General features: G+C 62.2%; 13 protein-coding genes and 1 pseudogene. 3 read left to right on the top strand and 11 right to left on the bottom strand.

Going from position 1 to position 12,208, the window contains the following annotated elements:
• Positions 1 to 564: a flavin reductase family protein gene (locus tag AC0T4W_RS21580; RefSeq protein WP_476322649.1), complete on the top strand. Its 564-nt coding sequence runs from the start codon at positions 1 to 3 to the stop codon at positions 562 to 564.
• Between the two features lie 62 nt (positions 565 to 626).
• On the opposite strand, the gene AC0T4W_RS21585 is transcribed toward AC0T4W_RS21580, so the two are convergent.
• From AC0T4W_RS21585 to AC0T4W_RS21625, 9 genes and pseudogenes are all read right to left on the bottom strand, one after another.
• Positions 627 to 1,283, bottom strand: coding sequence for a cupin domain-containing protein (locus AC0T4W_RS21585; RefSeq protein ID WP_476322651.1), 657 nt, complete (start codon positions 1,281 to 1,283; stop codon positions 627 to 629).
• A 26-nt stretch (positions 1,284 to 1,309) separates the two neighbouring features.
• On the bottom strand, positions 1,310 to 1,993 hold the full coding sequence (locus AC0T4W_RS21590) for a type 1 glutamine amidotransferase domain-containing protein (RefSeq protein ID WP_476322654.1): 684 nt from the start codon (positions 1,991 to 1,993) through the stop codon (positions 1,310 to 1,312).
• A gap of 121 nt (positions 1,994 to 2,114) precedes the next feature.
• A complete protein-coding gene (locus AC0T4W_RS21595) occupies positions 2,115 to 3,917 on the bottom strand; it encodes a methyl-accepting chemotaxis protein (RefSeq protein ID WP_476322657.1) in 1,803 nt (600 codons plus the stop codon).
• 28 nt (positions 3,918 to 3,945) lie between these two features.
• Complete coding sequence (locus tag AC0T4W_RS21600) at positions 3,946 to 5,019, bottom strand: FAD-dependent oxidoreductase (protein ID WP_476322660.1); 1,074 nt, start codon at positions 5,017 to 5,019, stop codon at positions 3,946 to 3,948.
• Between the two features lie 60 nt (positions 5,020 to 5,079).
• Complete coding sequence (locus tag AC0T4W_RS21605) at positions 5,080 to 5,790, bottom strand: DUF3047 domain-containing protein (protein WP_476322663.1); 711 nt, start codon at positions 5,788 to 5,790, stop codon at positions 5,080 to 5,082.
• Positions 5,790 to 6,218: pseudogene (locus tag AC0T4W_RS21610) on the bottom strand (pyridine nucleotide-disulfide oxidoreductase); the annotation flags it as partial. The pseudogene AC0T4W_RS21610 and the gene AC0T4W_RS21605, both read right to left, overlap by 1 nt.
• Entirely contained in the window at positions 6,197 to 6,622 is a 426-nt protein-coding gene (locus AC0T4W_RS21615; RefSeq protein WP_476322666.1) for a TVP38/TMEM64 family protein, read from the bottom strand. The gene AC0T4W_RS21615 and the pseudogene AC0T4W_RS21610, both read right to left, overlap by 22 nt.
• The gene (locus AC0T4W_RS21620; RefSeq protein WP_476322669.1) at positions 6,615 to 7,583 is read right to left on the bottom strand and encodes a hypothetical protein; all 969 of its coding nucleotides are present in this window, start codon (positions 7,581 to 7,583) and stop codon (positions 6,615 to 6,617) included. The genes AC0T4W_RS21615 and AC0T4W_RS21620 overlap by 8 nt, the downstream gene beginning before the upstream one ends.
• Positions 7,583 to 8,581: a sodium:solute symporter gene (locus tag AC0T4W_RS21625; protein ID WP_476322671.1), complete on the bottom strand. Its 999-nt coding sequence runs from the start codon at positions 8,579 to 8,581 to the stop codon at positions 7,583 to 7,585. The genes AC0T4W_RS21620 and AC0T4W_RS21625 overlap by 1 nt, the downstream gene beginning before the upstream one ends.
• A 247-nt stretch (positions 8,582 to 8,828) precedes the next feature.
• On the opposite strand from AC0T4W_RS21625, the gene AC0T4W_RS21630 reads away from it, so the two are divergent.
• Positions 8,829 to 10,043 carry an IS110 family RNA-guided transposase gene (locus AC0T4W_RS21630; protein WP_476316702.1) on the top strand — a complete coding sequence of 405 codons (1,215 nt, stop codon included), beginning with the start codon at positions 8,829 to 8,831 and terminating at the stop codon, positions 10,041 to 10,043.
• A gap of 51 nt (positions 10,044 to 10,094) precedes the next feature.
• On the opposite strand, the gene AC0T4W_RS21635 is transcribed toward AC0T4W_RS21630, so the two are convergent.
• Together AC0T4W_RS21635 and arsS are read right to left on the bottom strand one after the other, a co-directional pair.
• Positions 10,095 to 10,517 (bottom strand): hypothetical protein, encoded by a 423-nt coding sequence (locus tag AC0T4W_RS21635; protein ID WP_476322674.1) that lies wholly within the window; start codon positions 10,515 to 10,517, stop codon positions 10,095 to 10,097.
• A gap of 50 nt (positions 10,518 to 10,567) precedes the next feature.
• Positions 10,568 to 11,533: an arsenosugar biosynthesis radical SAM (seleno)protein ArsS gene (arsS, locus tag AC0T4W_RS21640; protein ID WP_476323834.1), complete on the bottom strand. Its 966-nt coding sequence runs from the start codon at positions 11,531 to 11,533 to the stop codon at positions 10,568 to 10,570.
• 200 nt (positions 11,534 to 11,733) lie between these two features.
• Here arsS and AC0T4W_RS21645 point away from each other — a divergent pair, with 200 nt between their 5' ends.
• The gene (locus tag AC0T4W_RS21645) at positions 11,734 to 12,168 is read left to right on the top strand and encodes a BLUF domain-containing protein (RefSeq protein ID WP_476322677.1); all 435 of its coding nucleotides are present in this window, start codon (positions 11,734 to 11,736) and stop codon (positions 12,166 to 12,168) included.
• The last annotated feature ends 40 nt before the right edge of the window (positions 12,169 to 12,208 follow it).

The following is a 12,208-nucleotide window of genomic DNA, read 5'->3' on the forward strand; positions in this document are numbered from 1 at the left end:
ATGAACCATCTGAAGAACCTGGAGCTGGCCAAATCCGCCGACCGCCTGCTCAACCATGGCCCGACCACGCTGGTGACCTTCGAGCATGCTGGGGTACGCAACGTGATGGCCGCTTCCTGGGCCATGCCGCTGGATTTCGATCCGCCCAAGGTGCTGCTGGTTCTGGATGGCAGCACCTTTAGCCGCCCGCTGCTGGAGGGCTCCGGCAGCTTTGTGCTCAACCTGCCCTCGCGCATGCAGGCGGAGCTGACCCTGGCCGTAGGCTCGTGCAGCGGTAGCGATGTCGATAAGTTCGCCACCTTCGGCATCGGCGAAGCACGCGCCCAGGTGGTACAGGCCCCGATCATTCCGGGTTGTCTGGCTTACCTGGAGTGTCGGGTGATCGAGGAGCCGCACATCCAGCAGCGTTATGACCTGTTTATCGCCGAAGTGGTGGCGGCCTATGCCGACGAGCGTGCGTTCAGCAATGGCCGCTGGCATTTTCCAGACGACGAACTGCGCACGATTCACTATTCCGGCGGCGGCACCTTTTATCCAACGGGTAGCCCGTTTCAGGTGGGCTGACTAGTTTTGGCGCAGGCGTTTGCCTTGTCTTGCCTGCCTCGCCTACGTTTTCCAACGGACTGCTAGGCCGGTAAATGCCCGGTCTTCACCCAGATCAGGCAGCCTGCTTCGCTGAACGGCGTGTGCTGTGACAAGTGCGGGCTGCGCAGCCAGGTGCCGGTGGGGTAGTCGCCGACCTCATCCTGAAAGGTACCTTCGAGCACCAGGATTTCTTCGCCGCCCCAGTGCCGGTGCGCATTGAAGGTGGTGCCGGGTGCCCAACGCACCAGCGCTACGTGCTCAGTACCGTGCTGGTGCAACGGCAAAACCTGCAAGCCCGACACCATGCCGGGCCGCCATTGCGCCTGTGTGCTGTCGATCACCACAAGCTGATTATCGGCCTGATCAAACTGCATTAGTTTGACGAAGATGGTGCAGCCTTCACGGCTGAAGGGCGCGTGATGGCTACCAATTGGATTACGTACATAGGTGCCGGCGGGGTAATCACCGCGTTCATCGGAGAACACCCCGTCGAGCACGAGAAACTCCTCGCCGCCGGGGTGGTGATGCTCGCTGAAGTGTGACCCTGCTGCGTAGCGCACGATACTGGTGGCGCGCGCCACTTCATCACCGACGCGGTCCAGCATGCGCCGTTCCACACCGGGCATGGGCGAGGCCAGCCAAGGGCTGTCGGCCGGCCGAATAAGGGCGCGCTGAGTAAAGTCGGCATTCAGTTGCATGCTCACACCCCTTCACCCCGTGCGATTCAGGCCTGCTTGAGCAGGTGAATCAGCGCTTCGGCGGTGGCATCCGATGAGCCCGGGTTTTGCCCAGTGATAAGCAAGCCATCAACCGCTACATGGCTCTGCCAATCGTTCGTGCTGGTGTAATGACCACCGTTGGCGATGAGCATATCTTGCACCAGGAATGGCACCACGTCGGTCAGCTGTACCGCAGCCTCTTCACTGTTGCTAAAGCCGGTGACTTTCTTGCCGCTGACCAGCGGCAGCCCGTTGGCCGCTTTGACATGACGCAGCACACCCGGAGCGTGGCAGACCGCCGCTACCGGTTTGTTCTGTGCCTGGAAGCGTTCGATCAGGGCAATTGAGGCCGGGTCTTCGGCCAGATCCCAGAGCGGGCCGTGGCCGCCGGGATAGAACACTGCGTCGTAGTCATCGGCGTTGATCTGGGTCAGCGGCAGGGTGTTGGCGAGCGCGTGCTGCGCCGCCGGATCAGCGCGGAAGCGCTCGGTAGCGGCGGTTTGTGCATCCGGCTCATCGCTTTTCGGGTCCAGCGGCGGCTGGCCGCCTTTGGGCGAGGCCAGGGTTAGCTGCGCGCCGGCATCCTTGAATACGTAATAAGGCGAGGCGAATTCCTCCAGCCAGAAGCCGGTTTTGTGTCCGGTGTTGCCCAGTTGGTCGTGAGAGGTCAATACGATCAGGATATTCATGGTGTATTCCTTGAGGCGCAGGCCGTGATGAGCAAACAGGCGCGTAGCTTACGCACGTTGGCTGCTGGCGATAATTCGAACGTCGTGATGGTGCCTATCAAGGCCAGGCATAAGGGGCTGATCAAGGCTCCGGCTTGTAACCCAGGCGCAGCCCGCCCCAATGCCGGCCCTGGAGCATGATCGGCACCGACAGATCGTGCATCAGTTCGCCGGTATCGCGCATATAGGTCTGTAGCAAGACTGACTTCTGGTGGCTGCCGCAGCGGATGCCGGTGCGGTCATTGAACAGGCGTTTGCTGCGGCTTTTCAGGGTGTCCACGGCGCGGTCGCCTGTGGGGGCGTGGTTGAATGCTTTGTTATGGGTTGGCACATAGCCTTCGGCGGTGCAGGCGATGGCGAAGACCAGGCCTTCGTGCTGGCTGAGCAACGGCTCCTGAATCGCCGGCAGCACCTGATCGGCATAGCTGTCGAAGCGCGTCTTGTACTTGGCCGGGAAGCTATTGGGGATCGGCTGGTAGTGGCGGTCGAACAGGTCGCTGGCGCTGATGCGGCCGCTGTGCAGGTCCGCCTCGAACTGCGCGGCAATCTGCGCCGCCGCGCTGCGGGCCAGGTCGTAGATGCGCTGGTGGTAGTCATCCAGGCCGACCTCGGCGAGCTGTTCGCTGACGCTTTCGGCCTGCGCGACTAAACGTTCGGCTGCGCTGCTGAGCTGACGGGTCTGCCCTTCGCTGTCGCTGACATCGCTGCGCAGCTGGCCGACCGCTACGGACAGTTCGGCCAGGCGTTCGTGGTTCTGCCGGGTGCCGCTGTCGATCTGGCTGACCTGGTTCTCCACGTCCACCGCCAGTTCGGCAATCCCCTGCAATTGCTCGCCAGTGTGCTCGACCTGCTGCGCGGCCAGGGTTAGCTGCTCGGCCTGTTGCTGCATATGGCTGACCACCGCCGCGCTCTGCTGGCGGATATCGCTGACGATCTGCCCAACCTCTTCGGTGGCGCTGCTGGTGCGCCCGGCGAGGTTGCGCACCTCATCGGCGACCACGGCGAAGCCGCGCCCCAGATCGCCGGCGCGGGCTGCTTCGATGGCGGCATTCAGCGCCAGCAAGTTGGTCTGGCTGGCAATCGACTGGATCACCTGGGTGACTTTCTCGATCTGCTCGGTGCGGCTACTGAGGCCGTCAATCAGCTCGCGGCTGGTGGCGGTCTGGGTGCTCAGGTGTTGCATGGCGTCTATCGCCTGACGCAACTCCTGCTGCCCGTTGCTGCTGTTCTGCCGCACGCTCTGCGCCGCCAGCAGGGTTTGCTCGGCGCGTTGGGCGTTGCCTTGTTCGGTGTGGGTGATGGCCTCGGCGGCTTGGTTGATCTGCTCGGTGGCGCCCAGCTGCGATTGCAGCTTGTCGGCCAGTTGCTGCGCTGCATGTGCCACTTCGGCGGCGGACAGGGCATTGTGGCAGGTGTGCCGCGACAGGCTCTGGCTCAGGCTGCTGAAGGCGGTGGTCGGTGCTTCGGCCGGTGAAGGTAGCGCCTCATGCTGGCGCTGCCAGGGCCCGAGCCACGGCCAAAGGGCTAGCAGCAAAAAGGACGGAATGCTGATAAACCACGGCAGCTGAATCTGCTGGTACATCACCATCAAACCGGCCAGCCCGATGGCATGCAGCAGGCAGGCCTTGGGATAGGTAATAAACGCAGAGCGCATGACAAACCTCATTATTTTTATTCTGGTCGAACCACCACCAGAAACTGCCTGTGGCGCGCCGCCGTGGAGTGGGCGGGCCATGCCTGCTGAAGCCGGTGTGCGTGCAGCTGCAGATGCTTGGGTAGGCAATCGGCCACTGTCGGCGAATCTATAGACCATAGCGGGTGAGGCTCCCTGCGGCCAACCTTTGATGGGAGGTTGATTCGAGCACCCATGGCGGCATTCGGCCATGGCACTTTGGTCGCAGGTGGATCAGCGTTTATAAGCGATGGCGTTGAATAAAACCCTTGTCGAGAAAATCTTTCCAGCGGCCATAGAAGCGCCCGCCGGCACTGTGGCCATGCCAGTCCAGCAGTGCGCCACCGTCGCCGGTGGCCAGCAGGGCCAGGCTCTGCCGTTGCGGACGGTAGCGCTTGAGTGGCAGGCCACGCAGCGCGGCATTCAGGTTAGTGGCAAGCACCGGACCCTGGCGTACCGAATACACCCCGCTCTTGCGCGCGCCGGGTAGGCTGGCGCAGTCGCCCACGGCGAAAATGGTCGGGTGGGTGTAGCTCTGCAGTGTTGGCGCGATCAGCACAAAGCCCTGCTCATCGCAGCCAAGCCCGCTGTGCGCCGGCCAGGCAAAGGCCTTGGCGCCGCTGGCAAGCAACAGGCGCCGGCCACGCCAGACCGGCTCGTCGCCGCTGAACAGGCAGTCGTTGTCGATGCGGCTGATCGGGCAATCCTCACGCACCCACACGCCGCGTTGGCGCAGATGACCGAGGGCACGCAAGCGTACGCCAGCTGATAACCCATCGAGCAGATGGCCGGCGCAGAACAGCGCCAGCTGCGGCACCTTTCCGGCCAAGGCCAGTGCCAGCTCAACCCCCGCCGCGCCGCCGCCGAGAATCGCCAGAGGCTGCGGCTCAGCCTGCCAGCGTTGCCAGCCCTCAAGAAATTCCGCGAAGGGCTTTACCGCCAACAGCTGCATGGCATCGCCCTGCTGCGTTGGTGCAGAAACGTGCGCGCCGACATTCAGTGACAGCCAGCTGGCGCTGAGGGTTTGCCCATTGGCCAGTTGCACTTGTTGCTGGGCAGCGGACAGGCTCTCCACCGGGCTGATGACCAACTCGACCTTGGCCGCGCGGCACAACGCCTGCAGCTCTACCTGACAATCCTCTGGCCGATGCCGCCCCGCCAACAGCCCCGGTAACATGCCGGAATACCAGGCCACCGGTCCGGCGCTGAGCAGGGCAATCCGCCCCGGTGGCCGCTCAACCAAGGCCCAGCGCCGCAGCACGCCGAGGTGGGCGTGGCCGGCGCCAATCAATAGCAGGTCATAGTGATTGCTCAAACGCATGTACCCATGGGTCAAACGATGTGCGGCTATGGTACGGACTTGCGCGGCCGTCTGTCAGGGTTTGCCGCGCAACTGCGGCGCGGCGAAGTAGCTCTCGACCGATTCACCGGTGTTGTCGCTGTCGGCGGCAAACACCACGCCGAGGATCTTGCGCGGTGCGCTGCCAAAGGCGGCGATGGCGTCGCTGCGCAGGTCGCGCGATTCTTCCAGCCACTGTCCCAGCGGCGCTTGTGGGCCGCGCAGCACCATCATCTCCACCGTTTCGGTGTAGGCGCTGCGGGCCTGAGTGCCGGGTGCGGCACGGTTATCCCAGACGTAGCTGAGGGTCGCCGCCGGCAGCTCGGGGTCGAAAAAGGTGCGCGCCAGGCGCAGCTTCTGCCGGGTGACAAAGCTCAGGGAATCCAACGGGTAATCCAGCAGCACATAGACCCGGGCGGCGTAGTCGTCGCCTTCGCGGGTGGCGAAGCGCGCCTGCTCCAGTTTGTGCTCAGTGCGCCACTGCCAGCTCAGTTGCCAGGGCTGAGCGCCGGGTAGATCCAGCGGATGCAGCAGGCCACCGGCGGCGGCATCGGCCTTGATCCGCAGCACCTGCTGACCGTCCTGCTCGACCAGGCTGCGTTGCGACGGTTTGAGCTTGGGAATGTCCGCCAGCTTCCAGGGCGTCGACCATTCACCGCTGGGCGGACCGGCTGTCCAGGGTGTTAGTTGGTTATCGGCCTGGGCCAGTGGCGCGGTCAGCAGCAGGGTGATTAGCAGGGCGCGCATCAGCTTCTGCGCCAGTTATGAAAACGCTCGACCAGGCGTAATAATCCTTGCGGTGCGTGCGCGCGCTTCCACTCCCCAGCGGCGTATTTATTGGCCTCGGCCATGGTCGGGTAGCTGTGGATGGTGCCGAGTATTTTATTGAGTCCGAGGTTATGTTTTATCGCCAGCACATATTCGGCCAGCAGTTCGCCGGCGTGTTCGCCGACGATGCTCACACCGAGAATTTTATCCTTGCCCGGTACGGTGAGCACTTTGACAAAGCCGTGGGCCGCTTCATCGGCAATCGCGCGATCAAGGTCGTCGATACCGTAGCGCGTCACCTCGTAAACGATGCCTTGTGCCTGCGCTTCTGTTTCCGAGAGGCCGACACGCGCCACTTCTGGATCGGTGAAGGTGCAGTGCGGGATCACCCGGTAATCCACCTTGAATAGAACGCGCCTTCGCGCTCGATGCCCGCATCGATGCCCGCCAGTCGCTGGCCAAAACGCGTCTGCACCCAATCGCGCAGCAGAAAACGACTGCTAAGCATGGCCAGGTTGGCGCCTAGGGTCGAGGCGAACGACACCAGCACAAAGCCTTCGAGCAAGCCGAACAGCGCACCGGCCAGCAGGGTCATCAGCGCCGCGCCGGGTAAGGACAGCGCCGTGACCGCCACATAGGCCAGGAAGAACACCCCAGCCGCCAGCCAGGGCTGCGCGGCTACCTGAGCATTCAGTGCTGTCTGTTGCGCCTTAAGCGCGTCCAAGTTGAGGTACTGGCCAATATCAAAGACAAAGAAGCTGCCTAGCAGCGCGAGGATCAAGCCCATCAGGGCGAGTTTGCGGCTATTCATCAGTCAGCGCCTCCAGAGCGCACAGGCTTTGGCACAGGCTGAAACCAGCCAACATGGCGTGGCTCGGTTGATCCGTCACAGCGCCAAGAATACGGGAACGATAGGACAACGCCGCCGGGCTATCGGCAGGCCACTGGCGGTCGAAGTCGGCGAGAAAAGCAGTGTGGTCGTAGTTCAGCGCCAAGGCTTCGACAAACAAACCATCGCGCTGGCAGCGGTACAGCGCTGCCGGGTGTGGCGTGCTGGCGATACGGCTCAGCAGGCCATAATGGCCGCCGGCAAAGTTCGGCAGCCCGGCCGCGCCGTTATTGATTAGTGCGCCGTGCTCAAGGTTCAGCGCCACGGCCGAGCAGCTATGGCTGGTGGCCAATACCTGCACTTTATGTGCGGCGAACCAGGCATCCAGCTGCTGCTGGCGTGCCGGTTCGCTGAGGGATTCCCGCGAGCAGTTCCAGCCGGCCAGGGATTGCTCGTCGCCATGGCTGATCGCCACGCGCTGCCCGGCTACGCTGACCAGCGCGGTGCTCGGGCGTGCGGCCAGGCGCTCGGCCATTCCCGGCAAGCCTTTTACAGTTTGGTTCAATTTCTGCTGGATGGCATTGGAGCGCTCGACCACTGCTTCATCCACCGTCATTGGATAAGCACAGCCGCAACCGGCACCGCTGGCATCGGCGCGGCCCAGCTCGGTTTCGACATTGCCGCGCAAGGCCAGGTGCGGGCTCAGGCCTTCTTCGATGTGCTGGAAGATTTCGCTGTCGCGGTCAAACCAGTGCGCATCACCGTTAAACACCACCCGCGCATTGGGCTCGGCAGCCAGGCGCCGCTCTAACGCCGCCAGGGCCTGGCGATTGCCATACAGGCCGCCGACCACATAGAGCACGTCGCAGTCGAACAGTGGCTCGCCACTGAACGCATCCTGGGCCAGGCGGTAATCCAGCGGGCAGTCGCGGCCGGCGCGCATCAGGCATCGCCTCGCTTGGCGGTAAGCAGCCAGCCCGGCAGCAGATAACCCAACACGCAGAGCCCCAGGCCATAGAGGTTAGTGCCGAGCAGCAGCGCATATTTGCCGTCGCCGATGGCCCAACTCTGCGGAATCCAGCCCAGGGTCAGAGCCACACCCAGGCCCAGGCCAGTCCAGAAACTCAGGTGAAAGCCCAGCCGCGTCGGCCTGGTCAGTCCGTGCAGGACAAACACCGGGGCCAGACCGATGACCATGGTGCCGCTGATGGTGGTGGCCTTGAGAATGTCGGTGCCGGCGATCATCGGCAGGTTGCCGAGCAGGGCGAACACCACCATCACTGCCATGCCCACGCCTATGGCTTTCTGCCCGAGGTCACGGCTGGCCAGTTTCGGCAGCTCGCGCCCGGCCAGCTTGGCCAGGCTGGAGAAGGTCGAATCCAGGGTAGAACCGGCAGCCGAAACCATCACCACTGTCATCACCAGCAGCGCGCCGATGCCCAGGCTCTTGGCCAGGGCGGCGGGTACGTTATCGGAGGCGGCGATGCCCACCAGCTGGGCGTGCACGCCGATCAGGCTAAAGGCCAGGATGGCGATAAAGCCGAGAATGCCGGCGATCACAAAGGAGCGACGCATGGTCTTCTCTTCGCTGATAAAGCCGCGATCAGTCAGCACTGGGTCATGGAAGCCGTAGCTAAAGGCCTGCAGGCCGGCGACCAGCAGCAAATCCACCCCGGCATTCAGCGCCCAATTGCTGGTGCTGGCCAGTTCACTTGGCGAATGCTGCGGCAGCACCAGGCCGAGCACCCAAACCAGGGCAATCACGAAGATCGCCGCCTGCGCTGCATCGGTGAGGATTGAGCTACGCAGGCCGTCGCGCAGGCTGTAGGCCAGGGTTACGGCGGTAAACAGCAGAGCGGCGCCGATAAATTCGATGCTGCCGGAGTCGCCGTAGTAACCGCCGACTACCGCCGTATTGCTCCACACCTCGTTAACAGTCATGGCAGCCCCGCCACCCCTGATGATGAAAGAGAGCTATAGATAGGGAAGGTGGCGGTGAGAGGTCGCTAGTTTTTTTGGCGGAGACACCCCGTCGTTAACATGATCCAGCGAACTGACTCGTACCCCGGATTGCCTCTTTCGAGAGCGAACGCTAAATAGGCCGTTGGGGACTTGTTCCCTTCAGGCTCATTCAGTTCGATCACCGCCACCTTCCCGATCTTGAGTGTAGACAGCAGAGGGGTGGGGTATGGAATTGATTGCCCTTTATAAACGTGTGGTTGGACTGGATGTGCATCAGGCCCAGATCACTGCCTGCGCGGTGATTGAAGAGACGGATGGTCGCATCACAGTCGAGCACCGTCAGTTTGGCGCGTTCAAGCGTGATCGTCGGGCGCTGGCCGAGTGGGTAGCGGCTCTGCAGCCGGACGATGTGGTGATGGAGAGCACCGGCGTTTACTGGAAGAGCCCCTATGCGGCCCTGGAAGCGGTGGGTATCAGGGCCAAGGTGGTCAATGCTCGGCATGTCAAAAATGTACCTGGGCGCAAAACGGACATAGCCGATGCTCACTGGCTGGCGATCCTGGCGCGCGCTGGGCTCTTGCGTGGCTCGTTTGTGCCGCCGGCCAAGCTGCGCGAGTTGCGCCTGATTGCCAGGCAGCGGCAGAAGCTGGTCAGCCAGTTGGCCTCGGAGAAGAACCGCTTGCACAAGGTGTTGAGCGACAGCGGGGTGCGTCTCGGCGTCGTGGTGAGCGACCTGCATGGGCGTTCTGCGCGGGCCATGGTCAAGGCGATCATTGCGGGTCAGCCCGTACACGAAGTGCTCAAGTTCGCCACGCGCCGCCTGAAGGCCAGCCGTGAAGAGCTGTTCGAGGCGCTGCAAGGAGAACCGACGGCCAGCCACTGTTTTGTGCTCGACGAGTTGATGCAGCACATTGAAGAGCTTGAAGCGCGGATTTCCCGTTTCGAAGCCCGCCTGCTCAGCGAACTCGATAGCGAGCGCAATGCCCTGTCTCTTTTGCAGACCCTGCCCGGCGTTGACTTGATCGGCGCGGCGCTACTCATCGTTGAGATCGGCAGTGACATGGACGCCTTTGGTAGCGCTGATCGATTAGCCTCCTGGGTGGGCATCTGTCCAGGCAACAACGAGTCTGCAGGTAAACACAAACCTGGAAAGATACGTAAGGGCAATGCTCATGTGCGGCGGTTGTTATGCGAATTCTCGCACTCGGCCAGCCGCACTGCATCGGTATTCAAAACCAAGTTCCAGGCACTGGTGATTCGACGTGGCTACAAGCGCGCGATCATCGCCTTGGCTCACAAACTGCTACGTACCGTCTACTACATGCTCAAGCGGCGCGAACACTACCGGGACAGCGCCCTGGACTATGAAGCCTTGTCGGTCAAACGCAATTCAGCTCGCTGGCTCAGGGCACTGGAGAAGTTCGGCTACCTGCCGAGCTAAACCACCCCCGAGTGTTTTTTTGCTGGTGTCCGGCAGGTTCGCGCTCGTCTGTCAGATGGATTCTTTCACGCTAAACAGGCGGATCAGAATCGCCGCCGAAAACGCCAGCGCCGCGCCACGGCCGTAATGGCTGCTCAAAAAGCTCACCAGACCAGTCGCCGCATAGCGCCGGCGCAGGCGGTAGATGACAAAGCCGGTGAGCGGGATCGACAGCCAGTACATGGCATAGGCCAAGCCGCCGACAAGGCCGTAAGTCGCCCCCAGATTGGCGGCGTTGGTCACCGATTTGGCGAAGATCCAGCTGATAAAAATGCTGGAGGTGATCAGCCAGGGTGACGCGCTGCGGCCCTGACCGTCCTCGCCATTAAAGAAGCCGCCCAGGGTTACCGCGCGCGGCGACAAGGCCAGCATTAGCGCGCCGTAAGCCAGCAGAAAGCCCCAGAAGAACAGCCCGGTGATACTGGTGGGTTGCATGGATCAATCCTTAATTGACGGGTACAGCGCCGGCCTGCACGCCTGGTCGGTTAATCATTAAGCGCACCACCGCAGCTGGAGCCTTGCCCTGCGGTGCAGGCAAAGCAGTGATCACGGGTCACGATGCAATTGCCCGCCAGCGATGCGTTGAGCAGATCACGCTGGTGCGGCCGATCACGACCAATCACCTCAGGCAGCGGCAGCGGCAGATCGAGCATTTGATTGAAGTCGCAGTCGTACAGATAGCCCTGCCAGTCGACACTGACCAGGCTGCGGCACATCAGCGGCTCGAGGTTTTCCGGCCTGTAACTGTCACGCAGCAGCTGCATGTAATCGTTAAACTGGCCTTTGCTGACCAGGGTGCTGCCAAAGCGCGCAATCGGCTGGTTGGTGATGGTCAGCAGGTGGTTGAAGACGATGCCGAAGTCCTCAGCCAGGTGGCGTTTGTAATCGGCTTCCAGCGCCGCCTGCGGTGGTGGCAGGCTCGGCCCCTGGGGGTTGTACACCAGATTGAGGATCAAGCCGCTACCGGGCTGGCCGTAGCCCAGGGCATTGAGCTGTTGCAGGCCCTTGATGCTGGCGTCGAATACGCCATCGCCGCGCTGCTTATCGACGTTATCGCGTGAATAACAGGGCAAGGAGGCGCTGACTTCGACGCCCTGCTCGGCGAGAAACTGCGCCAGGTCCTCATAACCCGGCTCGCTGAGGATGGTCAGGTTGCAGCGGTCAATCACCCGCAGGCCTTCACGGCGCGCGTGCAGCACGATCTCGCGAAAACGCGGGTGCATCTCTGGTGCGCCGCCGGTGAGGTCGAGGGTGTGCACCGGGTGCGCGTCAATCACCTGATGCAGCAGGGCCAAGCTCTCGTCAGTCATGGCCTCGGTGCGGGTCGGCCCGGCATTGACGTGGCAATGCAGGCAGCGCTGGTTGCAGCGGTAGGTCAGGTTGATTTGCAGCGCTTCCAGCTGGCCCCGGCGGATTGCCGGAAAAGCCAGTTGGTCGAGCAAGGGAAGCATGGCATGCACGGTGTCTGTTTCCTTGGTGCTGGTGCGCCAGCTGAGCGAGTCAGCCGCTAAGTAGTCACTATAGAGAGTGGCCGAGGGCTTTTGTTACGCGCGCAGGCAGAAGAATGTTACGTAATTAGTTATACAAATCTTATACAGATAATGCAGAATCTGCAGCTATTACCCTGCCCGCCGCCTGCGAGGATCTGTTTATGTTAGTCCGCCTTACCTATGCTAGCCGTGCCAGTCATGGTGTTTCTTCCGAGCTGATCCGCGAGATTCTCGACAGCTCGCAGCGCAACAATCCAGGTAAAGGGCTGACCGGGATACTCTGCTGCAACGCCGATATCTTTCTGCAGGCGCTGGAAGGCCCGCGTGCAGAAGTAAACGCCCTGTACAACCGCCTGGCGGATGACACTCGGCACAAAGACCTGACCATCCTCGACTATGCGGAAATCAGCATGCGCCGCTACAGCAACTGGAGCATGGGCTGGGCCGGGGCCAAGCAGGCCAACCGCGAGCTGTTTCTGAAGTATTCGGCCAGCGATCGTTTCGACCCCTTCAACATGAGTGCCGAGCAAATTACCGGCCTGCTGCTGGAGCTGAGTGAGACCGTCAGCGCAATCAAATCCCCCGTTCTCAGCTAGAATTCCCGAGCGTCAACTCGCCGAACCGGCGGGCGGTGTT

The organism is Pseudomonas sp. C7.1 (genome assembly GCF_056312395.1).

Excerpts from the sequence above, each read along its gene's own strand:
- arsS (WP_476323834.1), bottom strand. The coding sequence starts at position 11,533 with ATGCTTCCCTTGCTCGACCAACTGGCTTTTCCGGCAATCCGCCGGGGC.
- AC0T4W_RS21595 (WP_476322657.1), bottom strand. The coding sequence starts at position 3,917 with ATGGCCGAATGCCGCCATGGGTGCTCGAATCAACCTCCCATCAAAGGT.
- AC0T4W_RS21635 (WP_476322674.1), bottom strand. The coding sequence starts at position 10,517 with ATGCAACCCACCAGTATCACCGGGCTGTTCTTCTGGGGCTTTCTGCTG.
- AC0T4W_RS21605 (WP_476322663.1), bottom strand. The coding sequence starts at position 5,790 with ATGCGCGCCCTGCTAATCACCCTGCTGCTGACCGCGCCACTGGCCCAG.
- AC0T4W_RS21580 (WP_476322649.1), top strand. The coding sequence starts at position 1 with ATGAACCATCTGAAGAACCTGGAGCTGGCCAAATCCGCCGACCGCCTG.
- AC0T4W_RS21615 (WP_476322666.1), bottom strand. The coding sequence starts at position 6,622 with ATGAATAGCCGCAAACTCGCCCTGATGGGCTTGATCCTCGCGCTGCTA.
- AC0T4W_RS21590 (WP_476322654.1), bottom strand. The coding sequence starts at position 1,993 with ATGAATATCCTGATCGTATTGACCTCTCACGACCAACTGGGCAACACC.
- AC0T4W_RS21645 (WP_476322677.1), top strand. The coding sequence starts at position 11,734 with ATGTTAGTCCGCCTTACCTATGCTAGCCGTGCCAGTCATGGTGTTTCT.
- AC0T4W_RS21625 (WP_476322671.1), bottom strand. The coding sequence starts at position 8,581 with ATGACTGTTAACGAGGTGTGGAGCAATACGGCGGTAGTCGGCGGTTAC.
- AC0T4W_RS21620 (WP_476322669.1), bottom strand. The coding sequence starts at position 7,583 with ATGCGCGCCGGCCGCGACTGCCCGCTGGATTACCGCCTGGCCCAGGAT.
- AC0T4W_RS21630 (WP_476316702.1), top strand. The coding sequence starts at position 8,829 with ATGGAATTGATTGCCCTTTATAAACGTGTGGTTGGACTGGATGTGCAT.
- AC0T4W_RS21585 (WP_476322651.1), bottom strand. The coding sequence starts at position 1,283 with ATGCAACTGAATGCCGACTTTACTCAGCGCGCCCTTATTCGGCCGGCC.